We start from the raw sequence: 25,138 nt of genomic DNA on the forward strand, positions 1-25,138 counted from the left end.
TTTTAGGAAAAAATCATTTTGTCTGGCAAAGTTTGTAATGCTGTTGATGGGGCGTTGGTATAGATATTATGCAAGATGCAAACGAGCACATCAGCGCATTCCGAAAATTCTTAAACAAAGCCAGTCATGATACACGAGAAAATTTTTCAATTAAAAAGCGGACGAGAAGTTAAAGTCATAGTAAAAGGTTACTTTCTGCACGACAATCCACAACGCAGCACAGAATATGAAATATTGATCAGGGAGCCGAAAGAAAAATACTTCCGCGCACCGATAGGCATTAATCATCCGCAGTTTTGGAAACTCAAAAGGCTGGCGACGCAGCAAGCTAAGTTACTCGTGATGGAATACAGCGGGATCACACAGCGACAAGTTAATCAAGCAGTTAACGAATTTAATACCGTATTGAGTTTTCCCGCAGCACATATAGGACTGCAATTTGAAAGGGAATTAGTATAAAACTCAATCACATTTATGGTTTGCAAAAAGACAACCACAGTTTCGGTGCAAATCAACTTCTCTTCGGATTTTCACTTGTAAAGCGGGCGGATAACTATCATTTCAGATGAAGTTGTTTTGCCCGCTTTTGTATTTTTGGCGATTCGCTGCTTGATTCACTCAGGACAATTTCCGCTTCTCACAACTTGTTGCTCTATTCTTAATCTTATCTGTTAATAAATAAGATTAAAAAGTGCCCATGAGATGCTTTTGACGTTGGCTTATCGCCAATACTTAACGTTATTAAAAGTCATGCAAACCAATTTCAGTGCACAAGTTGCAATTATCACAGGAGCGGCCTCGGGCTTAGGACTTGTGATTGCCCATAAGCTCTTGAATGAAGGAGCTTATGTCGGCCTTTTTGATCTAAACATTACCGGCCTCCGTGAAGAGTTCACGGGTCATCCCGACAAGGAAGAGTTTGTCAGTGTGGATGTTACAGACGAGGAAATGGTGGGAAAAGCCGTGAAGCAGATCATAGCCCGCTTTGGGAAAGTTGACATTTTGATCAACTGCGCCGGTATTACGGGCGCAACCAATGTAAAAAGTCATGAAGTGGATACAGACAACATTAGAAAGGTGTTCGACATCAATTTCATGGGCAGCTTTTTCACTTCAAAGGCCGTATTGCCGTATATGCTGGCCAATCATTATGGCCGGATTTTACACATTGCCTCCATCGCCGGAAAGGAAGGAAATGCCGGAATGCTGGCTTATTCTGCGTCTAAGGCCGCTGTTATCGGCATGGCCAAAGTCCAGGGGAAGGAATACGCAGAGACAGGGATCACCATTAACGCATTAGCACCAGCAGTTATCGAAACGCCGCTCGTACACGCTATGCCCGAGACGCAAGTAAAATACATGACCGACAAAATCCCGATGCGGCGCTGCGGAACGCTGGAAGAAGCCGCAAATATGGCCGCGTTCATTGTGTCAGCGGAAAATAGTTTTACCACCGGCTTCACCTTCGACCTTTCGGGAGGAAGAGCCACTTACTGATTTTTTTCAAGCTCGACGAAATCTTCACGAACAGGCGTAAAACAATCGATCACTTTGCACTGCGTATGGGCAACAGCGGAATGGGGTGCATGAGATGGAATGTAAGCCGTCATGCCTTTGGTCAGAAGCATTTTTTCGCCATTAATATCAAATTCGAGCTCACCTTCCAGAACGTGGCACCATTGTTCGTGGTGGTGGCTATGTTCTGGCAGGATTGTTCCGCTGTCAATAGTGAAATGGCCGAACGTCATCTTGTCTGAGTGTGAGAGCGTTCCATGGATGCCGTCCCAGATCTTCACATGTTTATTGGTGTTGAAATTTACAAAAGGCATAATAATGTTTGGGTAAGCTGGATATTTGAATTTAAAAATAAGGAAAACGCATGGAGCAGTTTGCTATTCATGTTGCTTTTTATACATTTGTATATTCCGACCGAATTTTAATATTACAACATTGCGCAGGATTTTATCCATATTGCTTTTGGGGTTGCTGCTTTACAACATGGTGGGCTATTCAATAGTTTACCTGTCGGAAGAAACGCATACCATTAGCGAACAGGGAAAAGATCTTATTCATCAGTCGGAAAATTCTCAGAACATTGTGATTAAAGTGCCGGTTGCCGTTCCTTACCAGACAAGCTGGGACGCGCCTGAGCAGGTTGAAGGTCAGATTTTGCATGAAGGGCATTACTATCAGATGAAAAGCCGTCAGCTGATCAACGACACACTTTATGTGCAATGCGAGTTTGACCAGGGCGCCCGCGAACGTTTCAGCGATCTGGCCAACAAAATCAATGATCAGGTGACAGGCAATGTGCCCAATCCGCAGAAGGATCATCATTCAAACATTCTTAAAAACTTTGTAAAAGAATACATGTCCCAGGATAGGAAACATGTGTTTTATTTGCTTGAATGGGCGCCCGCCCAGGAGATCGCCGTTTCTCAGGTGCAGCTTCATTTTTCCGAAAGACAATTTACCATTCCCTCGCCGCCACCCGATCTGGCTTAGTAACATCATTTCATTTTCTCCTTTTCGACTGCATTTCGTCAGAAATGTTGTTTTCAGATTGAATTGAAAATCAGCGTATGATGGCTGTTTTGTTCAATTTGAAACAGGGGAAGAAATCTTTTTACTACTAACAGATTTTTTCAAAATGGCGCATATCACATTGCCCGACGAATCACTTCCGGGGATCGTTGGCCTGTTTAATTTTCGTCCCGAAACAGCTTCTTCACTGCGCTGGCTTGCAGATACCTTGTTACGAGGGGAGTCTCCGCTTACCAGTGGCGAACGCGAACTCATTGCCGCTTACGTTTCCCATCTGAACGACTGCAAGTTTTGCCACATGTCACACGCTTCGGCTGCGATGGCGCACTTGTCTTGTGATCTGGATCAGATCGCCGATATCCGAAACGGATTTCAGGAAATTCCTGTCACGCCAAAACTGCGTGCGCTGCTTAATATCGCTGCCAAAGTGCAGAAAAGCGGTAAAGAGGTTTCGGAAGAAGACGTTGCTGCCGCGCGTGCCGAGGGAGCCATTGACCGCGAAATCCATGATACGGTTTTGATCGCAGCGTCATTCTGCATGTTCAACCGTTATGTGGATGGGTTAGGGACCTGGGCGCCTCAGGAAAATGAGGATTACCGCGAAATGGGACAACGTATGGCCTTCAAGGGTTATATCCCTTCGGTTGAAAAAATTGCTGAATAATTCTTCAAATCATTTTCTTTTAATAGCAATGCCACATATACCATTGCCGGAACATTTGCCGGGAATAACAGGTCTGCTGGAATACAATAAGGAAACCGCCGCGCCCATTCGTGAGCTGACACAGTTCCTTTTGCGTGGTGAATCAACATTAACACCCGGAGAAAGGGAGCTGATCGCGACCATTGTCTCACACAACAACGCATGCAAGTTTTGCACTGCTGCACACACAGCCGCTGCCGATCTGCTGATTGGCAACAACGAAACCTGCGAAATCATGAAGCAGGACATTGATGCCACGCCGGTAAGCGATAAAATGAGAGCATTGCTCAAAATCGCCAAACAAGTTCAGGTGCTGGGAAAAGCGGTGACAAAAGAAGCCATCGCAGAAGCGAAAAATAACGGTGCAACTGACATCGAAATCCACGACACGGTGCTGATTGCCGCCTTGTTTTGCCTGTACAACCGCTATGTAGACGGAATGGCCACCGTTGCGCCATCCAATCCTGAATTCTATCAAGGCCTCGGCCAACGCCTCGTCGACAATGGTTATAACAGATTAGCCAACGGTTACGACCATTTGAAACAACAAAAACAACCCTCGTGAAATCAACTCCTCTATGAAAAGAACTTTACTTTTAATGTTTTCAATCCTCTGCGTTTTGTACATGCAAAATGCAAAGGCACAATCCACGCAACTTTCAGGGCACATTATCGATAATGATAGCCAAAAGCCACTTTCGGGCGTTTCTGTATCTGTTAAGGGAAAAAATACGGGTGCGATCACGAATGCAGAAGGGTTTTTTGAATTAAAAACCAATGTTCCCGCCACGCTGGTCATCTCGCTGATCGGTTATGCGCGTCAGGAGATGGAAGTTGCTTCTGCTCAGGCTATTCATGTGAATCTTGTTCCTGCCGCGGAAGAGCTTAACCAGGTTGTCGTTTCGGCATCGCGGGTGGAAGAGAGCATTTTGCGTTCGCCGGTGAGCATTGAAAAAATGGACTCTCGTGCCGTTCAGCAAACGCCTTCTGCCAACTATTTTGATGGATTGGTCAATATGAAGTCGCTGGATATGGTCACCAGCAGCCTTACTTACAAGCAAATTAATACACGGGGATTCAATACAACAGGCAACAGCCGTTTCCTGCAACTGGTGGATGGTGTTGATAATCAGCCTTCCGGACTTGGTTTTGCGATGGGTAATCTTTTCGGCCCGCATGACATTGATGTGGAAAGCGCAGAATTAATTCCGGGTGCTGCATCTGCGTTATACGGTCCGATCGCATTCAACGGCATGCTCAATACACGCACCAAAAATCCATTTGAATACCAAGGATTAAGCGCGCAAACGAAATTTGGTGTCAATCACATCGGTGATGGGACGGATCTGGGTGCGAAACCGATGTATGATCTGGCTGTTCGTTATGCGAAAGCTTTCAACAATAAGTTTGCCTTTAAAGCCGCTGCAAGTTATCTCAAAGGAACAGACTGGTATGCAAACGATTACACCGACATTGACCCTAATACACCAGCCGCAAACCGTGGTCCCAATAACCCCGGAAAAAATGCGCTGAACATTTACGGCGACGAGGTGGCGCAAACCATTCCAAATATCGGACGGGTGTCACGCACAGGTTATGAAGAAAAAGATCTGGCGACTTACGGCGTTTACAGCCTGAAACTGCTCGGTGCATTGCATTACCGCATTACGGACAAGCTGGAAGCCATTTATCAAGGAAATTTCAATCAGGGAACAGCTCAATATACAGGCAGTAACCGCTTTGTAATCAACGATTTTAAATTTATTCAGCACAAGTTAGAACTAAAAGGAAGCAATTTTTACGTACGCGCCTATTCCAATCAGGAGCGTTCGACAAACTCTTATAACACCCGTGCATTGGGCCAGCAGATCAACCGAACCTGGGTAAAAGATTTGGCTGGAAATACAGTTTCGCCCGACAAAGCGGATGCAACGTGGTTTGAAAGATATACGGCTGCTTACAATGGCGCCATTGCTTCTGTAGGCGGCAAAGACCATTCCCTAGCCCGCGCTTTTGCGAATCAGGGCCGGATTTTGCCCGGAACGAGCGAATATAATGCTGCAAAAGACCGTCTGATCCAGACACGCGGGTTGGCCGGGGCCGGAATTCTCAGCGAATGCAGCTTGCGTCATGTGGAAGGAATGTATGATTTCAGTTCAGCATTGAAGTTTATCAACTTCCAGGTGGGCGGAAATTATCGTAAATATTATCTCAACACGGGCGGGACATTGTTTGATGATAAAGACAAAAACCTTACAAATGAAGAATACGGCGTTTTTGCACAGGCTTCGAAATCGTTCTGGAAAGATGTTTTGAAGCTGACCGTCTCAGGTCGTTATGACAAGAATGAGAATTTTGCCGGACGTTTTACGCCACGTGCATCTGCGGTTATTTCTCCGAACGAAAACCACCATTTCCGCGCATCTTACCAAACCGGTTTCCGTAACCCAACCATCGGCGATCAATATATTAAGCTGAATGTGGGCCCGATCATCATTCTGGGCGGCGCGCCGGTGAACTCTGCCGGATTAAATGCTTACGAAAACTCGGTAACCATCGCTTCTTTCGGCGCATTTGCAAGCGCATTTGGGGCTGATATGGCCAAAGGAACGCCTTTTCCACAGGCCGTTGCCAATAACAAAGACAAGCTGGTAAAATCCAATGTTCCCTATATCAAATCAGAAAAAGTGAAAAGCTATGAGTTTGGTTACAAAGGAATTATTGCCAAGAAACTCTTATTCGACGTCAATTATTATTACAGTCAATACACTGATTTTATGATCAACACCGTGGTGGCAAGGGCGAAATCAGACATTCTTTTGCCGGATGGAAAAGTGAATCCAGCTGCCGCCGCGGAATTGCTCGGAGCAGACAGGCAGCTTTTTCAACTTTATACCAATGCAGCGGATAAGGTTTCCATCCAGGGCGTAAGCGCGGGACTTACTTATTCACTTCCCAAAAACTACAAAATCAGTGCAAACACGACGTGGATCGACTTCAATATTGGCGATGCAGATCAAAACAATGTTCCGGCATTCAACACGCCTGAATGGAAAACCAACCTGATTTTCGGAAATGCTAAACTGACGGACAAAATCGGCTTTAATGTGGCCTGGCACTGGCAAAGCAGCTTCGACTGGTATGGCACTTTCACCGAGATGCAGCCTGGTAAAGTGAAGAGTTACAACTTATTGGATGCAAAAGTTAGCTATCGCATTCCAAGCCTGAAAACGATCGTGAAACTGGGTGCGTCGAACTTGACAAATCAATATATCGTGCAGGCCTACGGCTCTCCGGCAGTGGGTGGATTATATTATGTGAGTCTCAATTTTGATCAGCTTTTCAGATAATAACAGCTTCAAAGCATATGGAAACGTTGGAACTAACCAATCTGGAGGAAAAGAAAACAAGCTCGAAATGGCTTGCATTTGGCTTGTGCGTAGCGAGTTACATGCTGAGCGGGACGGTTTCCACATTAATGTCGGTTTACCTGCCGGTTGCGATTCCCGAGTTGAAAGGCCAGGCGGTTTCGCAGGCAGAACTTGGGGAGATCGGCGCTTATGTGAATGCGATATTCCTTTATGGCTGGATGGTCGGCGGACTTATGTTCGGCTTTGTCAGCGACCGCATCGGGCGCGTAAAATCTTTAACACTGGTGATCGGGCTATATGGTATTTCTACTTGTTTGGTCACCATTGTACCGGACTGGTATAGTTTGCTTGTATTGCGGTTTTTCGCTGGAATGGGCGTAGGCGGTGTTTTGCTGATCACTACGGTTTACATTTCAGAAATCTGGCAAGACAAAAACAAAGCCGTCATGCTCGGAATTCTGGCCGTTTTCTTTCCCGTTGGAATCGTTACGACAGGCAGTCTGAACCTAATTTTTTCAGATTGGAGAAGCGCTTTTGCAGTGGGTTTTATTCCGGTCATCATTGCAGTGCTCGTATTCTTCCTCCTGCCCGAATCGGATAAGTGGCGGGTAACCAAGACGCATACGAGCAAACCGGAAGGACTGTTTTTTGAAACCAACCGGGCCAATTTGCTTTCCGGCTCGCTGATTTTCGGCTCGGTGCTGATCGGGCTTTGGGGGATTTTCTCCTGGTTGCCAACCTGGGTGCAAACATTACTTGCAACGGGTCAGGATGGTCAGAAGGAGCGGGGGTTGGTGATGATTTTGTTGGGCGTTGGCGGGATAACCGGCGGGATTTTCTCGGGTATGCTGATCAATAAGTTTGGTAAAAAAGCCACATTAATGTTCACATTCGGCACTTGCCTGGTAATGTGTTGCATTCTCTTTTTGACCAACAGCACTTTTTCAAACATTGTTTATTTAGAAACGGCCGCGCTGGCTTTCTGTTTCGGGATCAGCCAGGGCGCTTTGTCAAGTTATATTCCTGAGCTGTTCCCGGTTTCTATCCGGGGAACGGCAACGGGCTTTTGCTTTAATGTGGGACGGTTCTTTACGGCCACGGCGGTGTTTTTCATCGGCTCGCTGGTGGCGGTTTTGGGTGGTTTCGGGAATGCATTGCTTGTGTTCACGATCCCGTTCCTGGTGGCGCTAATCGTCACTGCCAGAAGCAAATAGAAAAAGTATATTATCATAGGTTAATAATTAGGCAAACGGATTTGCCATATGGCGAATCCGTTTCTTTTTTCTTAAACTAGTTTTTATTTGATATTTCGCTATTTACATAAATGAGAAAATTACTTTACCTGGGCATTGTCGGCATCATCCTTTACGAAATCGCAAAGGTGTATTTCATTATGCCCATGCCCGGCAGCCAGCAAATGAACAGCATTGATATTGCTTACTTTTTGCACACCTGGCGATGGGCTTTCCGGATCGTTTTTTGGGTGATGATCATTGCAGGCTGCACCACAGCATTAATGGGAAAGTGGAAGTGGATTGCGGTTATTTTGCTGATGATTGCTGGCGCTGTCACTTATGGCACAAACTACGAAATGGCGGCGGACACCATGTTTTATCAGCCATCCCAGGTCATTTTACACAATGCTTCCCAGAACAAAGTGAAGGACGACCGTCTGGTAATCGGTGTGGAGGTTAATGGTGAGGCCAAAGCTTATCCCATTCAATTTATCGGTTACCATCATCAGGTGCGCGATGTGCTTGGCGGAAAGCCTGTAATTGTAACATACTGCACGGTTTGCCGCACCGGAAGGGTCTTTGAACCCATCGTAGAAGGAAAGCCGGATGAATTCAGGCTCGTGGGCATGGACCATTTCAATGCTATGTTTGAAGACAAAAGAACCGGCAGCTGGTGGAGACAAGCAAACGGCGAGGCCATTGCGGGACCATTGAAAGGGCAGGTGCTACCCGAACTCGCGGTTACGCAAACAACAGTTTCCCAATGGCTCAGACTACACCCCAACAGCAAGATCATGCAGCCAGACCCCAGTTTTCAGGCCAAATATGACTCCATGAGCCGCTATGAATCCGGAAAAGGAAAGTCGGCACTTACAAAAACCGACACAACTGCATGGAAGGAAAAATCCTGGGTTGTAGGCTTAAAAGCAGGAAGTCACAGCAAGGCTTATGACTGGAATGTGCTTATAAAACAGCGTGTTATCAATGACCGTGTAGGCGAAACGCCGGTTGCTTTGGTGATCGCTGCGGATAACAAAAGCTTTTTTGCATTTCAAAAAGAAGTCGGGCAGGAATTCACCATTCGAAACGACACATTATTTGCACAAAATGCAGCTTATAACCTGCTCGGAAAACCCGTGACCGGCGATGCGATGGATTTGAAACGGATTAATGCTTATCAGGAATTCTGGCACAGCTGGCGGACATTTCACCCTGAGACAGCGCAGTATTGAATTAAATAAATGAAAATGCACAAAAAAATTACCCTCTTAACATTACTCGCACTGTGCGTTTTTTCGCAGGAAAATGTCTTTGCACAAGCAGGCCAAACGAACAGGCAGGATTCGGAAAAAGTCTTGGATTTAAAGGAAGTGACAATCGAAGAACGAAAAAATGTAATCCACACCGAGCGGCTTCCTGATGTTCAAAACACTTATATCCATGCAGGTAAGAAGAGTGAAGTCATTCAGTTGGGTGGTGTAAATGGCAACATTGCTGAGAAAACGGGCAGACAAATTTTCGCCAAAATCCCGGGCGTTTTCGTCTATGATATGGATGGAAGTGGCAATCAGATCAACATTTCGACACGCGGACTGGACCCACACCGCTCCTGGGAATACAACATCCGGCAAAACGGCGTCATTACCAATTCCGATATGTACGGCTATCCGGCCAGCCATTACAGTCCCGCAATGGAATCCATCGAGCGCATAGAGCTGGTAAGAGGAACGTCATCATTGCAATATGGTGCGCAGTTTGGCGGCATGATTAATTACGTGACCAAAGGCCCCGACACGACGAAGACTTTTTCATTTGAAAGCATTAATTCGGTGGGCTCGTTCGGGCTTTTTAGCTCTTATAATGCGATTGGCGGCAAAGTAGGAAAGCTGGTTTACTCAGCTTATTACCAAAAGCGACATTCCAATGGCTATCGCAAAAATGCCAAATCTGACGCAGAATCGCAGTTTATAAGTCTGGCTTATGAGTTTAGCAAATCATTGCGTATTAAAGCTGAGTTAGGACGTTCATCCTACGTATATCAAATTCCCGGCCCGCTGACCGACGCCATGTTCAATGCCGATCCGCGGCAGTCGACCCGTTCCAGAAATTATTTTAACCCCGACATTTACATTCCATCCCTTGTTCTGGATTGGCAAATTAGCCCTAACACGCAGTTAAAATTTACCAGTTCAGGCGTTTACGGAGCCAGGAACAGCGTTATGTTTGATGCATTTGCCAATGTTCCCGACACGATCAATTCTTTAACAAAGTCTTATAAAGCGCGGCAGGTGGACATTGATAATTTCAAAAGCTTCACTTCCGAGCTGCGGATTTTACATCATTATGACATTGCGGGGTTTAAAAATGTGCTTTCGGGCGGTGTGCAACTCATGCATAACAAACTGCGCAGAAGGCAATTGGGAAAAGGGACCACCGGCAGCGATTTCGATCTCACATTAACAGATCCAGCATTTGGCCGCGACCTTTATATGAAGACCAATAATGTGGCGCTGTTTCTGGAAAACATGATTTACCTCACGCCACAATGGACCGTTTCGCCAGGATTGCGTTATGAAAACGGCGCCACCGATATGACGGGAACCATCAGTTATTACAATCCCCAAAATCTCCCAAACAAGATCAAACACAGCTTCCCGCTTTTGGGCATCAGCACACAATACAGGCTCGACGCACAAAACCGCATTTACGGAGGCATTTCACAAGCTTACAGGCCCGTTGTCTTCAAAGACATTATTCCGGGATCTGTTTGGGAAAAAGTAGATAAAAATCTGAAAGACGCTTACGGGTACAATGCAGAAGCAGGCATCAGCGGCGGCACGAAAAACCTGCATTACGACATAGGCGTTTTCCAAGTCTTGATTAATAACAGAATGGGAACGGTCTCCATGCGGGAAGGCGCAAATGCATACATTCTGCGCACTGTCACCGGCGACACGCGTACACGCGGGGTGGAAGCATATATTGAATACATTCCCTTGCGCATTGAAACCTCATCAACGCCTACTGAACTGTCCTTTTTTACGTCAACATCCTATTTTGATGCACAGTATATCAAAGGAAATGCAGTTGTGAACAACGAAAACACAAGCGTAGCAGGCAACAAAGTCGAAGGCGTCCCTACCTGGATTTCCCGCAATGGCGTGCAGCTTTTGTACAAAAAACTGTCCGTAACCTGTCAATACAGCTACGTAAGTTCCAATTTCGCCAATCCGCTGAACACAGTTGAACCGTCCGCTAATGGCACAATCGGAAAAGTGCCCGGCTACGGCCTGCTTGACTTGAATGCAACATTGCATATCAACAGCAATTACACATTGCGAGCAGGTGTGAACAATGTTACGGACAAGCAATATTTTACCAAAAGACCCACCATGTATCCAGGCGCAGGTGTTTGGAGTTCCGATGGCAGGAGTTTTGGGTTGTCGTTTGGGATTAAGATTTAATTAAAGTAATGGGTCGAAATTGTAAAGACTCGAATAATATCCCAGTCCTAGAGCATTCATCATTATCGACGTATCAATGCTGTCAACAATGCCATCCATATTGATGTCTGCGGGATTATAGGCACCAAAAATGCCCTGACCAAAAGCAAATTGACCTATGGAATGATCGGTTGCATCCACGCCGTAATCCTGGTTGAGGTCACCTGCGGACATGGCCCATTTTCCACTTATATTGGTGAGTTGCGGTGGATCGCCCGCCACAGCAAATGCTCTGGCCAGTGCGGTCGTAAAGTCATGTGTGACGGTTGCAGCGCTAAAAGCAGGCACAACGCTGCTCATCACCGCCAAGTGATTCCGATGCTTCACGATGATATGGACAGGAACCGTTTCTGAAAAGAACTTGGGAACCGTTCCATCCATATCCACAACATTGCCATTGGTTTTCAAAAGCAGACTTTTTGTTTGCAAAATGACAGAAGGATCACTGGCCTTACGGATTTCCACCTTCACCCAATCCACCACCGCTCCCGCAACTCCCGCCGGATTCCCAATATTATTATAAACCGCCCCACTTCCATACGCGTCCATCTTCGGCAAAAGCCCGGCATTACCACCAAAATAATTTTGCAAATGATTACTCATCCCAGCCAGCGCAGCCTTATAAGCTCCCTGCAAATAGACTTTAACATTCAATTGGACCAATGTCCCTTCGGATTTTCGAGTAAGCCGATTCCCTGCGGCATCGTACGTGAACTTAGTTTGTGCAGAGGCAGCGTGGCTGCAATAGAGTAGGGCGATGATTAGAAGGTATTTTCGCATAGCGTGGGGTTGGGGTTGGTTTGTGAAAAAATGGTTGGTTATTTGTTTTTGATTCTGTTTGTGTACATAATAATATTTACCAGCGATAACAGCTTTGCCGACTTGCATCCTGCCGCCGAAGTAGTTGAAGAAGCTCTTTTAATTATGTTGTGCTATCAACTCGTTAATCATTTCCTTCAAGCGTTCTTTTGATATTTCTCCATTTATTTCGGGACTGGCTAGTTCAAATGTCAGCTCTTGCATCTCTGCTAGTTCGAAATCCAAATCGTCTCTGAATTCTATCAGGTTAGCCCAATCTGTCAGATCTTCGAAGCTGATTTCTTCCGCAATACACCTCCTTAGGATATTGGAAAAGTCAAGCTTGCTTATTGTTATTAGAGGCTTTTCAACATCAGAAGAATATTGTGATAGTTCATTCCGCAATTCTGACAGTTCTCCCTTGAAAAGAACTAAATCTGTTAAAATATCTGTCCTGTCTCTCATATATACATTATTTTGGTTTGATGTGAATAATGCTTCCATCGGGCGCAAACGTAGTTTTCATCATTTTAAGTGTCTCGCCTAGGGGATTAACCCACTTTTGATATAATGCACTTGATCCCGGTACTTTGCCGGGCGATATTGCTTGAAATAGATAATTACCATCATCCAGTAATTGAAAGGACGAACTGGCTTTAGAGTTTGCTGGAATTTTGCTTATAAACCTTCCGTAGTTACTTTTTAGTGCTCCTTCTAAAACTGGTGTCCCAAGATTAACGGCATTTCCGCCCTGAGCCACCACATCCCCAGCCTTTGCCCCACCAAAGGAATTTACGACTTCGCCATCTGGTAACTCAGCATTGACAAAAGTCAGCTCTCCTCCCGAGCCAGAGGGCCGTTGCCCATGCCAAAATTTACCTTTTGGCGCGCCTAGCCCACCTGTAATTCCGCCTGTCAAGCCACCAATACCAACACCAATCGCCCATTCTTTAAAGGAATAGCTGTCGTGAAAATAAGCGGCATTGCCGAGACCTTGCACTAAACCGCCGGTAGCAGCGCCAGCTGAGCCGGCAACCGCGCCGCCACTGAAACTGGCTGCACTCAGATTTAGCGCAGATGTGGCCGCACCGCCAGTCGCGGCAGTGATTGCGCCAGCTGCTGCGCCAATTCCAAAAGCGACGGCACCGTCTTTAAAATTATGGATTTTTCCCTGTAATGCTTTCAATCCCAAATTGACGGCCCCGCCAATCGCTGCACCAATGACAATGTGAATCCATTGGCCATCCGGATCAGTATAAACCAACGGATTGTTCTTCGCATAACTATACCGGTTATAATCCTGCGTCCCAAATGGGTTTTGCACATAATTGTCCACACTCAAAACTCTTCCCACCACCGGATCGTACATCCGGCCGTTTATGTTGACGAGGTTGAAATTGGTGAGGTGCTCGTGGCCGGTGAAGCCGCGATAGAGGTAACTGGTTGGATTTGGGACGTTGGTGAATGTCCAGTCGGTTGGGTTGCGCAGGCGGCCCCAGGCGTCGAAGTTCTGGTCGAGCAGGACGGCTCCGTTTGGGGCGGTTGTGGTTAGTAATGAGCCGAGGTGATCGGTGTAAGTGTAGTAATATTGGTCTGCATTGTTCTCTCGGATTACAATGGCGATCATTCCGGCAGGGGAATAAATGTAGTGCAGGTGCTTGTCAGCGAGGCCGGGTGTTACGTCTTTTTCGTAATTGTTTCCGAAATAATAATGCGTGTTAATGAGCGCATTGCTTTTTTTCATTACACCTTTTATGCGTTCATAATCTGCGCCGTAAGTGTATGTCAATTCATATGGCTGTCCGGAGCCATTTTCGGTGAGTTTCTCAGGCTGGTTGAAAGCGGTGTATGTAATGTCCTGAGTAAGAACAGGGATCGCGGCAGTAGGGGACACGATACCTGCCAGGGCATTAATCTTTGTAGGATGATAGCTGAACGACTGTCCGGCATCGCTTTTCGAACTGATATTGCCCGACGGCTGATAAGTCACAGTTTGCGCTGCCTTACCCAGCACGGTTGCGGAAAGCAGCCGATCCAGATTGTCATAGGTAAAACTTTCTTCATTGTTTTTGATCAAATCTTTCCTTTTTGATAAATTCCCTTTGGCATAATCCCAGATCAGTTCAAAATTTTGAATGCCTGCCGTGGTGAACTTAGTAGGAATGCCATAATTATAACTAACCGTTGAGGATTTGGTGTTGCCCAATGAATAAGCGGTATTTTGCCCATAGCCATTCATGCCGGTGTTGGTGTAAATCGTCACCACATTGTTGCTGTTTTTAATGGTCGTGGGATAGCCAGCGGCGTCATAGGCGTGATTTGTGCCGAAACCGGAAGGATAGAGCAAGGAAGTCAGATCTCCATAAATGTTGTAGCCATAAGTGGTTGTATAAGCAGAGGCATCAATGGTCTGCTTAGTGATTTTAAGCCTTCCGAACGCATCGTAGGTGTATTCTTCCAGGTTACCAGCAAAGCCCGTGACTTTTTTGAACCGATTGGTTGAAGCCGCATTGCCCGAAGGATAATATTCATATGTAGTTGTGCCCTCAGGACCAGTGCGACTGGTGTTACGGCCGAGCAGGTCATAAAGCATTGTGTGCGTTTTATTGTTGGCATTTGTCTGGCTGGCCAGTTGACCCAAAGCATTGTAGTCGTAAGTGGTTGTTCCGGCATTGAGGTCGGTGAGGGAAGTTTGTTTGCCATAGGCGTCATACACACTGCTTGAGAGTTCAGCGGCACCATTGCTTACGGCTTTCAATCCGCCATGGCTGTAATAGGTGTAATCCAATGTTCCCCCATCATCTGTTGCGCTGGTCACTTGCCCGCTTGCGTCAGTCACTTTGGAAGAAGTTCCATTCGGTGTGGTCGTTACTGTCGTGAGCTTCCCGCCGGCATAAGCATAGCCAACGTTGGTGGCGCCAAAAGGGCCATCGCTGCAAATGTGGAAGATCCGGTTGTAAGCATCATATTCATTGGCCGAAGTCATTACAGCCTCTCCGTTCTTGTAAGGATTGGTAGAGGTGTATAAATTTCCGCGCGCATCGTAAGTCGTTTCTTGCGTGATTGTTTGCCCTTGAAAACCTTCCGTTTCGGTTTTTATTTGCCTGCCTAGCAAGTCATACCAGCTTTTTACGTCGGGCTTGCCCGGGTGAGTGGTTTTGGAATACCAAATAGCATTGCCGGACATATCCCAGCCATAAGTTTGCGTTACATCAAAGCCTTCCGGGTAAGTGGTTTTCTTGTCCCGCGCAAAAGCATCATATTCGAATGTCGTAATCAAGCCATCAATGCCTGTTACGCTCAGCGGTTTGCCCCATTTGGTGTCATAAGTCGCCGATGTGGTTTGATTGAGTTCATTTGTAGTGAAGGTGGCATAGCGACCTTTGATGTCATAAATCGCTGATGAACTCCTTGCTGCTAATCCTGAGGGAGTTACTATGGTTTTTTTGAGATTTCCCAACGGATAATATTCAAATGTTGTGAGAACACTTTTGGGCAGTCCGGAAAAATCGGTCTTGGAATTGAGTTGACCTAATGCATTGTAACCCAACGCCGTCGTCACGGCATATGGAGATTGGCCGCTCCTTGTTTTGGTGATGGTTACAGATGTTGCTTTGTTAGGAATCTGACCCGGATATGCTCCGTATACATTTGTAGTTACAGTTGTTTCAACATTATCATTATTGACTGTGTTTTGCGTTACATTTCCGTAATTATCAAATGCATTGTTGGTGTAAATGCGCATTCTGCCTTCAAAAGCATTATTTGTCGTTACACTTTTTATCCGGTGTAAAAAGCGCTTGCTACCAAGATTGACAAATTCATTCGCAACGGTTGACTGGGAAAGCAATGCATTTGTAGACGCCAGGTAGGAGCTTGTTTTTTGCCCCGCAGCGATAAAATAGGTGTTGTTAAATTCACTTTCACTTATCGTTTTAGAATCCATCACTAGATCCGTGGTCGTCACCTTGCGGAAACCCAGATATCCCTTGCCTGCACGATGCAGCCGCGCATCTTCATAGGCATATTGAATGGTGGAAATTCCGCCAATGCCGTTTTTGGTTTTTAGTTCCGACACTGCGTAAACAGGAGGCTGAATGTTGTTGACCGGATAACTAAGTGCGGGGCCTTTTGTATAAAAACTGTCGCCATCCGGTAACTTTTTGTAATTCCACTCGGTAATATGGCCCATTCCGTTAGCCGCTTTATGAAGCAGATTTTCTTTGCCGTCGGAGTTGAAGGATGAGGTGATTACTGTATTTATGGAGTTGTATATCAAATCGGTGCGGCCATCACCATTCAAGTCGGCCTGGACATATTTTCTTAAATCATTCACTGCACCTGAGCAAGGGCCGTTCAGGCTTTGTTCAGTTAGGTATATTTCTTTCTTTAAAAAGCTGTTACCCTGGCTGTAAAAGACATTTAACCCGGTATATAGCAGGTAGCTTTTTAAATTCGGATCTTCGCTGGGTGCAGCGTTAATTGGGAATTCGCTCGCGAGGAACCAGTCGTGGGCGAAATCGGATTTCCCATCACCATTGAAATCCCCAACATAAAATTGCCTCGCTCCGGGGCATGGGCTGTTACTGGCTAATTCATTCAATGGCACATTTGCATTAACAAATGCGCTTCCGGTGGAAAATCCCCTAATAACCGTTTTGCCTGATTGTGCGAGGACATCTGTTTTTCCGTCGCCGTTAAAATCTCCCAAAAGGACATTCTGCTGATCATTTGGAAAGTTTCCGCTGTAAATTCGCGTGGCAACGGAACTTGTAAAAGTATAAATCTCAGAAGTGGCGGCTGTGCAAAGTAGTAGATCGCTTTTGCCATCACCATTAAAATCCAGTACACTTACTTTCGCATTCACCCAGGCATTGAGCGCAATGGAAGACGGGCCGGAAATACTGATTGCAGCAGGCGCAACTGCCGAGGTAAAATCGGTATGCAGCATGGGCGTGTAAACATTGGCAGCATTGCCCAGGATGGTAATGTATTCCAGAATGCCGTCGCCGTTGAAATCGCCCGGGTGAAAATAATTGCCATTCGCATTGATTTTCTTGCCAGAATTCAATGAAATGGATTTCGCTTGTGGCGTGAAAGAAGTGCCCGCATTCGTGCTTTTGTAAATAGCGATATTGTCCAGAAATAGATCATTTGCTGCAATTGAAATGTTAAGCGACATCACGTCTGCCAGGCCGTCGCCATTGAAGTCGTCCTGCAAAAGGTTGTTTGCATTTTTCGATTCATACGGCCCGCTCCGACCCACTTTTACGAGGCTGTAACTAGCTGGAAGCGCCGTTATGGAAAGCAGTGTATAATTTTCATTACCAGCGGTTCGCTTGAAGACTTTGAATTGAGAATAAAACCGAATGCCGTTACTGGTCGTGTATGTGCCGGTGAGGATATCGTCCAGCCCATCGCCATCATAGTCGCCCGAAAACGACTCAATGTTGTTCGCGCTCGGGATTGTTGTAGTTGTATTCGTGTAGTCTTTGGGCGTATCGCCATATTTGAAAATCGTAGCATTGAGTGATGACCCGTCCGAACCGGATTCCGTCATGTCGCGCAAATAGGAGTTTATTTTATCCCAACTGTATTTGAAATCATAACTCCTAACGGTGCTGCCTTCGGCTGTGACTGTGATTTTATCGAGCAGATATTTGTTGGCAACCAGCGATGCGGCAATGTATTGGTTGTTAATGTCGGCCCGGATTTTATACTGAAATTTGATCTTGTTATAAGGCAAAAGACCCGTTGCCGTATTTCCGGTATAATTGATCTCATCAATTCTCGAATCCCTGTCATTGACCAGATATTTAAATTCAATGTAATTCCCATCCGGATTTTTAATCCTGTTAATACGCCAGAAAAGCACATTGACATTGCTTTCGTCCATCATCCGGGAATCAACTGTGTTGCCGAATTCCATTTCAACGCCCTCTTTTGTGACCACCTTAAACCAGGTAGGGCCTGTGCCGTTGATGCCGTTAGAGGTTACTTTTGAAAAATTTTCACTTTCAAGTCCGTATGTTGCTCCGTTGGCTCCATAAACGCCGCTGACTCCGATCAGCATTTGACCGTCCCAGATAAACCTGTCCTTATTACTCAGATCGACGGGTGTAACCTGCCCATTGTGATACATGGTTTGCCCGCTGCGGCTGATGGCGGATAAGCCCGAAATATTCCATCCTTTTCCTATTGATCCATTTCCCGAAGAAGATTGATATTCTATCGAAATAGAGGGAACCACGCCGTTTGTGCCCGGCGAAGCCATAATCGGAATGGAGTACGTGGCAGCGCCGGCGGCAGTTACATCACCGCTTGCCGCGATGCTGCCGACAGGCAATGCCGGGTTTACCGTTTTCGTAAATGACTGGTTGGTGTAAAGTGGTGTGCTGTAATCGACATTCTGGGAGAAACATTTGAATGCGATGATTGCCAGTAACAGTAATTGTAAACAGATTTTTTTCATACGTCCTTGCCGTTAACATTGGATTTGTTGGCATTTAGACGTGGGTCATCAGAACAGGTCACAAGTTTCCTGAAAATTTCAACATTTTTTTGAAATGTGCGCTGAGCGCTATCTGGCATTGTTTTAATACCTGCTATCACAAAAACGATAAAGTATCATGGCAGATAAAACTTTGAAAGATGTAAGCGAGGTAATGAGGGATATTGATCTTTGTATGCTTACGACCACCACTTCCGACGGCGCTCTGGCTTCGCGGCCGATGAGCAATAACGGGGAAGTGGAATACGATGGGAATTCTTATTTCTTTACATGGGAAGCTTCCCGAATGGTAAGTGACATTGAGCTGGATAATAAAGTGAACCTTACATTCCAGAGTAAAAAGGACATTTGGATTTCCGTTTCAGGAAAAGCCGAAGTGAGCCGTGAGCGGGAAGAAATGGAAGAGCATTGGGTTAGCGATCTGGATCAATGGTTCGAAGAAGGACTCGATACACCCGGCATTGCAATGATTATCGTGAAGGCCAAGAGAATAAAATACTGGCAGGGTGAGGAAGAGGGAGAAGTAAAGCTGTAAATTTATATAAATGCTTTAATTTGTGGATCACGTCGGCTTGATGTGATCCATTTTTTGTATTCCTATGAAACAATTTTTGACGGCCCTTTTCTTGCTGGTGTGCATTGTAAATTCCGTAGCTCAGAATTATGATGAGGCCAAAGTCCCTGCCTACGTGCTCCCGGAAATATTCACAACGTCCGCTGGTCAAGGAGTGAAAAGCAGGAAAGCGTGGGAGGATGTCCGGCGTCCGGAAATTTTAAAACTTTTTGAAGACAATATATATGGGCAAATGCCGAAAGATTATGACAGCATTCGCTATACTTTAAAAAACGAGGATAAGGCAGCGATGAATGGCAAGGCCAGGCTCAAAGATGTGGCAGTTCAGGTTTTCAGGAACAAGAAATCGATTCAGATCAATTTGTTATTGTTCGTTCCCAATAATGCAAAGAAGCCGTCACCTGTTTTTGTTTTAATTAACAATAGAGGAAAGGACAATACGGACCCGACGAGGAAAATAAAAAGCGGGTTCTGGCCAGCCGAAATGGTGATTGACAGCGGTTATGCTGTCGCCGCTTTCCATGTAAGCGACCTCGCGCCGGACAATAAGGAAACGTACATGAACGGCGTTTTGCAACTCTATCCCGAACATTTGAAAGCGGATAACGGCATGCGGGCCATTGGTGCATGGGCCTGGGGCGCGTCTCGGGTGATGGATTATTTTGAAAACGATAAAGACATTGATGTCAAAAATGTGATTGTTGTGGGCCATTCACGGGGTGGAAAAGCCTCCTTATGGGCAGCTGCGCAGGATCAGCGATTTGCCGTTTGTGTCACCAACTGTTCAGGAAATACGGGGGCGGCTTTGGCCCGGCGACAGTTTGGTGAGAGAATTACCCGCATTAATACCACGTTTCCGCACTGGTTTAACAACAATTATAAAAAGTTTAATGACAAAGAAAACGAGTTGCCCGTGGACCAGCATATGCTCATTGCATTAATCGCGCCGAGGCCGTTGTACGCTACCAATGCTTCCAAAGACCTCTGGGCCGATCCGACGGGAACATTTCTGGCACTCAAAAAAGCTGAGGAAGTATATGCGTTGTATGGCATGAAATCGAAATTGCCAGCAAACCCGCCCGGCATTAATGTGCCCGTTCCCAAACCACCGCTCGCTTACCATAACCGGGAAGGTGAACACGATCTCACTGCCTACGACTGGGGCAATTTTATCAAACTCATGAGATCCCGCCCTTAGAGGCATAAGATTTTTAGCCTTTCATAATCACATTAGAACCTACTGATTATGGAAAATAACAGCAATCAAGGACTCTTTTCAGGGAAGACTGCTTTATGGGCGGCTGCGGGCTTAGGCATATATGCAGCAGCCAGGCACCTTTATAAAGAAATGATCAAGTTTGATTTTCAGGATAAAGTGGTGGTAATCACCGGTGGAGCGCGTGGGCTAGGCTTGTTGCTGGCGAGAGAGCTGGCGGCAAAAGGGGCGAATCTGGTGATTTGTTCGAGAAATGGCGATCAGATTGAAGTCGCTGAGCAGGAACTCCGCCGGATGGGTTCTACGGTGCTTGGCCTGAAAGCCGACGTAAGCGACCAGCGGGATGCTTCTCGGGTGATAGAAGCGGCCGTTTCTCAATTCGGGAGAATAGATGTGCTAATCAATAATGCGGGTGTAATGCTCGTGGGGCCAGAAAATGTGATGGACGTAGAGGATTATAAAACAGCGATGGATACTAATTTCTGGGCAGCATTGTACATGATCAAAGCAGCATTGCCTTATTTCCACGAGCAAAAGGAGGGCCGGATCGTTAACATCTGTTCCATAGGTGGGAAAGTTGCCGTGCCTCATTTGCTGCCTTACAGTGTGAGCAAATTCGCGATGGTCGCATTATCAGAGGGACTTCATGCCGAGCTGAAAAAAGACAACATTCATGTTACTACCGTGATCCCAAACCTGATGCGGACCGGAAGCCCGAGGAATGTATCCCTTAAAGGCGACCATGAAGCAGAATATGCGTGGTTCAAAATTGCAGATTCTTCGCCGCTGCTTTCACAGGACGCTTCGCAGGCCGCCACAGACATTGTGAATGCAGTCGCTTACAGGGAAACCGAGGTTATACTGACCAACACTGCGAAGCTGGCTGTTGCTTTACAAGGTGCCAATCCGGGTCTGGTGTCATTTGTCACCTCCATAGCCAATCGGTTTTTGCCAAAATCCGGGCCGGAAGGAGCTGTAATCAGGAAGGGTTACGAATGCGAGTCAGAAAAATCAACTGGCAAAGTTGCATCCATCAGCGACCGTGCTGCTTTGGAAAATAATGAGATATAGACGGCAAAGGGACACTGGATTTATTGAAGCATTAGAAAACAATGTAATGCTGGATTGTAATCGTGGAGACAGGATTAAGCATTACGTTTTAGTCATATTTCATCTGCACCGCCCTGATCTCACTTTTGCCTGAGCCATTGCCGGTAACATTCACCCCGACTCTCGGCGCGCGGTCCCAGCGTGGCAGCCAGGGCGTTTCTATCTGGACGGAACTGGTCAGGGAATCGATTTTTTGGCCTTTTACATCCCAGCGGAATTCGTAGAAGCGGCCGTAACGGCTTTGCAGGCTTAGTTTAATGTCTTTGTATTTATCAGGAATTTCCTGGGTTTTGATCACCTCATAGACACCGTCCTTTACCTGCCACAATGAAATCTGGTTATCGCGAACACCATAGCCAACTGCATTCCGGGCATCGCCGTACACAATGATATTTTGTGATAAATCCTTTTTCGAATGCACTTCGGAAGTAAAGGTGTAGTTTCCTTTTTTAACGGTTAAACCTAGAAAATTTCCCGTGTTCGTGCGGGTGGTATTTTCAATTTCAAGTGCTCCGTTTTGCACATTATAACTTGGTTTCGGAAAGCTTACATCATAAACCCAGGGTGCTTTGAGCGTGTCCTTGTTATAATTGATAGAAAAGTTATGGTTGATCACAGCGCCGATAGCGACCGGCGCTTCTGCCTGCGCAGGTGTGGTTTTGCCATAACGGAAAGAAGGCCACTTGGTAACTTCATCCCAAACCAGTTCGCTCAGAACGCCCTGTCTTCCCGAAAAAGTAAAATCCACACCGTTATAAGCATGATGCAGATAGAAATAGCGGTTATCCGGCGTCACAACCACTGTTCCATGGCCTGGACATTTCCACGAATCATCGCCAAAAAGAGCCGGGTTGCCCGCATATTTGGTCCAGGGCCCCTGCAAGTTTTCGGCTCGGGCAAATCCGACCTGATAATCACAATTGGCACCGCAGCAGGCGTTGCCGGAATAGAGCATGTACCAGTAATTCCCGCGTTTGAAAATGGATTGTCCTTCCGCTCCGCCCGACTCCCAGCCGGTAAGTTCAGCTTTGATTAATCCAAACTCCTTGCCAATTACCTTTAAGCCGTCCGGAGCCAGCTCGGCACCAAGTATTTCAATCCCACGGTCCTTATCCAGTCCATACGCTTTCCAGGTGATAAAAAGCTTGCCGTTATCTTCCACCACGAATGCGTCAATCGCTTCTTTCGTCCATTCAATGATAACGCCATGGTCTTTAAAGCCTTTTGTCAAATCTTTCGTACTTGCCACGCCGATGAACGACTGTTTGTCTGATTTTCGGCGGGCTGTGTAATAACAGTAAAAAGTGCCATTGCGAAAATACAATTCAGGCGCCCAGTAACTACCCATTGTCCATTCCGGCAATTCGGCAAAAACGGGCCCGATATATTCCCAATCTACCAGATTTTTAGAACTATATATAGGATAAGCCGGACCCCATTCCGACGAAGTTCCTGCTGCATAATAAGTGTCACCAACCCGGATCACCGAAGGATCTGCAAAATCGCCAGCAATAACAGGGTTCCTGTAAGTAACAACCAGACCAGGAGCAGGTTTCGGCTTTGGTTTCTGCGCGAAAGCGTTCGTTGTGAGAAATAGGGGCAGGAAAAAGATGAAGGTGAAGAATTTCATGTCAGGAACATTGGTTGATCAGGCTAAGGAAATGATTTTATTTCATATTGGAAACCAAATCTGCACTCAGCAAGCGAATTCACCTTTGTTATGGTTGGCATTATCTTGTATAGTGGACCAGCTTTCTGACCGTGTAGTGATCATTGACCTTTAATCTGCAAAACAAAATCTCATTGCTATAATCAGGCAGTTCCTTCACTTCATACTGCCATTTCCCTTTTGCATGCGGATTATCTACAACTGTTTTCATAACCTTTCCTTGGTTATCGATAATGTCTAAACGGACATTACTGTTTTCATCCGGAACATCAAATGCAATGGTAAAGCTGGTTGTATATGGATTAGGGTACGCATTTAATTCAAAACCAGGCTCTTCACTTTCTTGTTTCTCCTCTTCAACACCAGCACCCATGCGCTGGTTGTCATACTTCCCAACATTGATCGCAGCGGATATATGCCAATTACCATTCGCATCCTTCATATAACAACGGATACCCAAATATTTTTCATCCGTCGTATACACACTCGCATTGCCCCCGGGCACGGCGGGGCCATTAATGCCGACTTTACTCCACATATATTGAACTGCTGCGCCAGTTGCAGTAAGCGTTCGCCAGCCGCCGTTTTTCGAATAAGTAAGCTGCGGAACCCAACTGGCCGCAATTGGATTACCCAATGCACCGATGGTTGAGAACCATTTATTGGCTAGCCAGGTAAGACCTTTGATTGACCCGGGGCCTTCGTAAAAGTGGGTGCTGTCTGCGCGGTATTCTTCGCCGCCATCGCTGGCAGTGGTAGGACCGGAACTTCCATTTACATAATCCGTCTCAGAACCGCTTAGATTCGGTGGGCCAGAGGCGGCATTGCTCTGGCCGGTTCTAATCATGGCGTTGAGGGGGCCGAACTTGCTGATAGATGCTTTGGAAACATACCAGGCAAGGTTTGGTGCTCCAAAATCTGCACGAGATTTAGCGATGACTCCCTGTAATTTGGTCTGATAATCTGCGGAACTCGTTGCCTTGTAAACCGGGTTGACACTTAAATCCGCATCAGCTTCTCCCTGGTGCCAGAGTACTGCCCTCACACCAAATAGTGAACCGTAATAATTGAGGGCATTTTCTAGCGTTGTATAGGGCAGACCGTAATAGTCCGAGGGAACCATCGATCCTTGATTATATCCCACACATATCTGTGCCCCCGTGTAGGGATGTTTTGCTTCAACACCTTCGCTGCCCTGTTTCCATTGTGTGATGGTAGTTCCTCCCGAAGCCGCATTGAAGAATGCTACCGGCATTCCTCCATTCGAATCAGAAATCAGTTTACCCAGCGCGGCATATGCCCAAGTGCTATTCCCAGACGGCCCTAATCGCCCGTACTGTTTAGCCTGATCGGGTGTATTTAAAGAAAACATACTCGTGAAAGACGCCGGAAAGGTTTTCGTGCAAGTCCTATCTTCCAAGGTGCCGACAACCCATTCCGGAATACTCGCATTTGATGGTAGTGCATATTTGATATCCCCAGTACCTTGCGCATTTGACTGGCCAGCAATAATAAATATATCTCCAATCCCAAATTTTACCGAAGCATACACTACACCATTTAAAAGAATTTCACTTAAATACCAGCCCTTGTTAATGACAATTGTTGTAAAAAACATGCCGTTCCCTGCCAAACTTAGGTTTGTAGAAGGTCCAGCGGCCCCGAGAATCCCTGTGGCACTTACCGTTCGAATTCTGTAACTTAGCGTTACGGCCAGGTTATTGGAAATAAGCTGACCAGCAATGGTCGCCGTTGCCTTGTTTAGCGTGTTGCGCTGAATCACAGAATTGTTAATCGGATATGATAAAGATACGGTTTGCGCATTGCAAATATTGGCTAAAAGATATGTGTATACGAATATCCATTTCGTGAAAATGTTCATTGTCAAGAAATTAAATTTGCTG

The 25,138-nt window shown here is 46.1% G+C and carries 18 protein-coding genes; 12 read left to right on the forward strand and 6 right to left on the reverse strand.

Annotated features, from left to right (window positions below):
- Positions 1–126 precede the first annotated feature (126 nt).
- Together MUK70_RS27730 and MUK70_RS27735 are read left to right on the forward strand one after the other, a co-directional pair.
- Entirely contained in the window at positions 127–459 is a 333-nt protein-coding gene (locus tag MUK70_RS27730; RefSeq protein WP_234604145.1) for a hypothetical protein, read from the forward strand.
- Positions 460–750: 291 nt separating this feature from the next.
- Entirely contained in the window at positions 751–1,497 is a 747-nt protein-coding gene (locus MUK70_RS27735; RefSeq protein ID WP_234657007.1) for an SDR family NAD(P)-dependent oxidoreductase, read from the forward strand.
- Here MUK70_RS27735 and MUK70_RS27740 read toward each other — a convergent pair.
- Positions 1,491–1,829, reverse strand: a complete 339-nt coding sequence (locus MUK70_RS27740) for a cupin domain-containing protein (RefSeq protein WP_234657009.1) — start codon at positions 1,827–1,829, stop codon at positions 1,491–1,493. The genes MUK70_RS27735 and MUK70_RS27740 overlap by 7 nt on opposite strands.
- A 121-nt stretch (positions 1,830–1,950) precedes the next feature.
- Here MUK70_RS27740 and MUK70_RS27745 point away from each other — a divergent pair, with 121 nt between their 5' ends.
- The 7 genes from MUK70_RS27745 to MUK70_RS27775 all read left to right on the forward strand — a co-directional run bounded on the left by MUK70_RS27745 (position 1,951) and on the right by MUK70_RS27775 (position 11,317).
- Positions 1,951–2,505 (forward strand): hypothetical protein, encoded by a 555-nt coding sequence (locus MUK70_RS27745; RefSeq protein WP_234657010.1) that lies wholly within the window; start codon positions 1,951–1,953, stop codon positions 2,503–2,505.
- Between the two features lie 145 nt (positions 2,506–2,650).
- Positions 2,651–3,208 carry a carboxymuconolactone decarboxylase family protein gene (locus tag MUK70_RS27750; RefSeq protein WP_234657011.1) on the forward strand — a complete coding sequence of 186 codons (558 nt, stop codon included), beginning with the start codon at positions 2,651–2,653 and terminating at the stop codon, positions 3,206–3,208.
- Positions 3,209–3,236: 28 nt separating this feature from the next.
- A complete protein-coding gene (locus MUK70_RS27755) occupies positions 3,237–3,812 on the forward strand; it encodes a carboxymuconolactone decarboxylase family protein (protein WP_234657012.1) in 576 nt (191 codons plus the stop codon).
- A 13-nt stretch (positions 3,813–3,825) separates the two neighbouring features.
- Positions 3,826–6,597 (forward strand): TonB-dependent receptor, encoded by a 2,772-nt coding sequence (locus MUK70_RS27760; protein ID WP_234657013.1) that lies wholly within the window; start codon positions 3,826–3,828, stop codon positions 6,595–6,597.
- Positions 6,598–6,614: 17 nt separating this feature from the next.
- Positions 6,615–7,832: an MFS transporter gene (locus MUK70_RS27765; RefSeq protein ID WP_234657014.1), complete on the forward strand. Its 1,218-nt coding sequence runs from the start codon at positions 6,615–6,617 to the stop codon at positions 7,830–7,832.
- A 110-nt stretch (positions 7,833–7,942) separates the two neighbouring features.
- Positions 7,943–9,085, forward strand: coding sequence for a DUF3179 domain-containing (seleno)protein (locus MUK70_RS27770; protein ID WP_234657015.1), 1,143 nt, complete (start codon positions 7,943–7,945; stop codon positions 9,083–9,085).
- 15 nt (positions 9,086–9,100) lie between these two features.
- Entirely contained in the window at positions 9,101–11,317 is a 2,217-nt protein-coding gene (locus MUK70_RS27775; protein WP_234657016.1) for a TonB-dependent receptor family protein, read from the forward strand.
- Here MUK70_RS27775 and MUK70_RS27780 read toward each other — a convergent pair whose 3' ends face one another.
- The 3 genes from MUK70_RS27780 to MUK70_RS27790 all read right to left on the reverse strand — a co-directional run bounded on the left by MUK70_RS27780 (position 11,318) and on the right by MUK70_RS27790 (position 18,626).
- The gene (locus MUK70_RS27780) at positions 11,318–12,136 is read right to left on the reverse strand and encodes a hypothetical protein (RefSeq protein WP_234657017.1); all 819 of its coding nucleotides are present in this window, start codon (positions 12,134–12,136) and stop codon (positions 11,318–11,320) included.
- Between the two features lie 138 nt (positions 12,137–12,274).
- Entirely contained in the window at positions 12,275–12,619 is a 345-nt protein-coding gene (locus MUK70_RS27785; RefSeq protein ID WP_234657018.1) for a hypothetical protein, read from the reverse strand.
- Positions 12,620–12,626: 7 nt separating this feature from the next.
- A complete protein-coding gene (locus MUK70_RS27790) occupies positions 12,627–18,626 on the reverse strand; it encodes an FG-GAP-like repeat-containing protein (RefSeq protein WP_234657019.1) in 6,000 nt (1,999 codons plus the stop codon).
- A gap of 157 nt (positions 18,627–18,783) precedes the next feature.
- On the opposite strand from MUK70_RS27790, the gene MUK70_RS27795 reads away from it, so the two are divergent.
- From MUK70_RS27795 to MUK70_RS27805, 3 genes are all read left to right on the forward strand, one after another.
- Positions 18,784–19,200: a pyridoxamine 5'-phosphate oxidase family protein gene (locus MUK70_RS27795; protein ID WP_234657020.1), complete on the forward strand. Its 417-nt coding sequence runs from the start codon at positions 18,784–18,786 to the stop codon at positions 19,198–19,200.
- A 64-nt stretch (positions 19,201–19,264) separates the two neighbouring features.
- Positions 19,265–20,437: an alpha/beta hydrolase gene (locus tag MUK70_RS27800; protein WP_234657021.1), complete on the forward strand. Its 1,173-nt coding sequence runs from the start codon at positions 19,265–19,267 to the stop codon at positions 20,435–20,437.
- Between the two features lie 48 nt (positions 20,438–20,485).
- Positions 20,486–21,526: an SDR family NAD(P)-dependent oxidoreductase gene (locus MUK70_RS27805; protein ID WP_234657023.1), complete on the forward strand. Its 1,041-nt coding sequence runs from the start codon at positions 20,486–20,488 to the stop codon at positions 21,524–21,526.
- Positions 21,527–21,614: 88 nt separating this feature from the next.
- On the opposite strand, the gene MUK70_RS27810 is transcribed toward MUK70_RS27805, so the two are convergent.
- Both MUK70_RS27810 and MUK70_RS27815 read right to left on the reverse strand, forming a co-directional pair.
- Complete coding sequence (locus tag MUK70_RS27810) at positions 21,615–23,195, reverse strand: glycoside hydrolase family 43 protein (RefSeq protein WP_234657025.1); 1,581 nt, start codon at positions 23,193–23,195, stop codon at positions 21,615–21,617.
- A gap of 100 nt (positions 23,196–23,295) precedes the next feature.
- Entirely contained in the window at positions 23,296–25,116 is a 1,821-nt protein-coding gene (locus MUK70_RS27815) for a sialate O-acetylesterase (RefSeq protein ID WP_234657026.1), read from the reverse strand.
- Between the last annotated feature and the right edge of the window lie 22 nt (positions 25,117–25,138).

The sequence above is a fragment of the Dyadobacter chenwenxiniae genome (assembly GCF_022869785.1).
Taxonomy (GTDB): domain Bacteria; phylum Bacteroidota; class Bacteroidia; order Cytophagales; family Spirosomataceae; genus Dyadobacter; species Dyadobacter chenwenxiniae.

What these genes read in the sequence shown, in the direction of transcription:
- MUK70_RS27770 (WP_234657015.1), top strand. Translation starts at nt 7,943, where the DNA reads ATGAGAAAATTACTTTACCTGGGCATTGTCGGCATCATCCTTTACGAA.
- MUK70_RS27785 (WP_234657018.1), bottom strand. Translation starts at nt 12,619, where the DNA reads ATGAGAGACAGGACAGATATTTTAACAGATTTAGTTCTTTTCAAGGGA.
- MUK70_RS27775 (WP_234657016.1), top strand. Translation starts at nt 9,101, where the DNA reads ATGCACAAAAAAATTACCCTCTTAACATTACTCGCACTGTGCGTTTTT.
- MUK70_RS27810 (WP_234657025.1), bottom strand. Translation starts at nt 23,195, where the DNA reads ATGAAATTCTTCACCTTCATCTTTTTCCTGCCCCTATTTCTCACAACG.
- MUK70_RS27815 (WP_234657026.1), bottom strand. Translation starts at nt 25,116, where the DNA reads ATGAACATTTTCACGAAATGGATATTCGTATACACATATCTTTTAGCC.
- MUK70_RS27800 (WP_234657021.1), top strand. Translation starts at nt 19,265, where the DNA reads ATGAAACAATTTTTGACGGCCCTTTTCTTGCTGGTGTGCATTGTAAAT.
- MUK70_RS27760 (WP_234657013.1), top strand. Translation starts at nt 3,826, where the DNA reads ATGAAAAGAACTTTACTTTTAATGTTTTCAATCCTCTGCGTTTTGTAC.
- MUK70_RS27740 (WP_234657009.1), bottom strand. Translation starts at nt 1,829, where the DNA reads ATGCCTTTTGTAAATTTCAACACCAATAAACATGTGAAGATCTGGGAC.
- MUK70_RS27730 (WP_234604145.1), top strand. Translation starts at nt 127, where the DNA reads ATGATACACGAGAAAATTTTTCAATTAAAAAGCGGACGAGAAGTTAAA.
- MUK70_RS27805 (WP_234657023.1), top strand. Translation starts at nt 20,486, where the DNA reads ATGGAAAATAACAGCAATCAAGGACTCTTTTCAGGGAAGACTGCTTTA.
- MUK70_RS27765 (WP_234657014.1), top strand. Translation starts at nt 6,615, where the DNA reads ATGGAAACGTTGGAACTAACCAATCTGGAGGAAAAGAAAACAAGCTCG.
- MUK70_RS27790 (WP_234657019.1), bottom strand. Translation starts at nt 18,626, where the DNA reads ATGAAAAAAATCTGTTTACAATTACTGTTACTGGCAATCATCGCATTC.
- MUK70_RS27780 (WP_234657017.1), bottom strand. Translation starts at nt 12,136, where the DNA reads ATGCGAAAATACCTTCTAATCATCGCCCTACTCTATTGCAGCCACGCT.
- MUK70_RS27750 (WP_234657011.1), top strand. Translation starts at nt 2,651, where the DNA reads ATGGCGCATATCACATTGCCCGACGAATCACTTCCGGGGATCGTTGGC.
- MUK70_RS27755 (WP_234657012.1), top strand. Translation starts at nt 3,237, where the DNA reads ATGCCACATATACCATTGCCGGAACATTTGCCGGGAATAACAGGTCTG.
- MUK70_RS27795 (WP_234657020.1), top strand. Translation starts at nt 18,784, where the DNA reads ATGGCAGATAAAACTTTGAAAGATGTAAGCGAGGTAATGAGGGATATT.
- MUK70_RS27735 (WP_234657007.1), top strand. Translation starts at nt 751, where the DNA reads ATGCAAACCAATTTCAGTGCACAAGTTGCAATTATCACAGGAGCGGCC.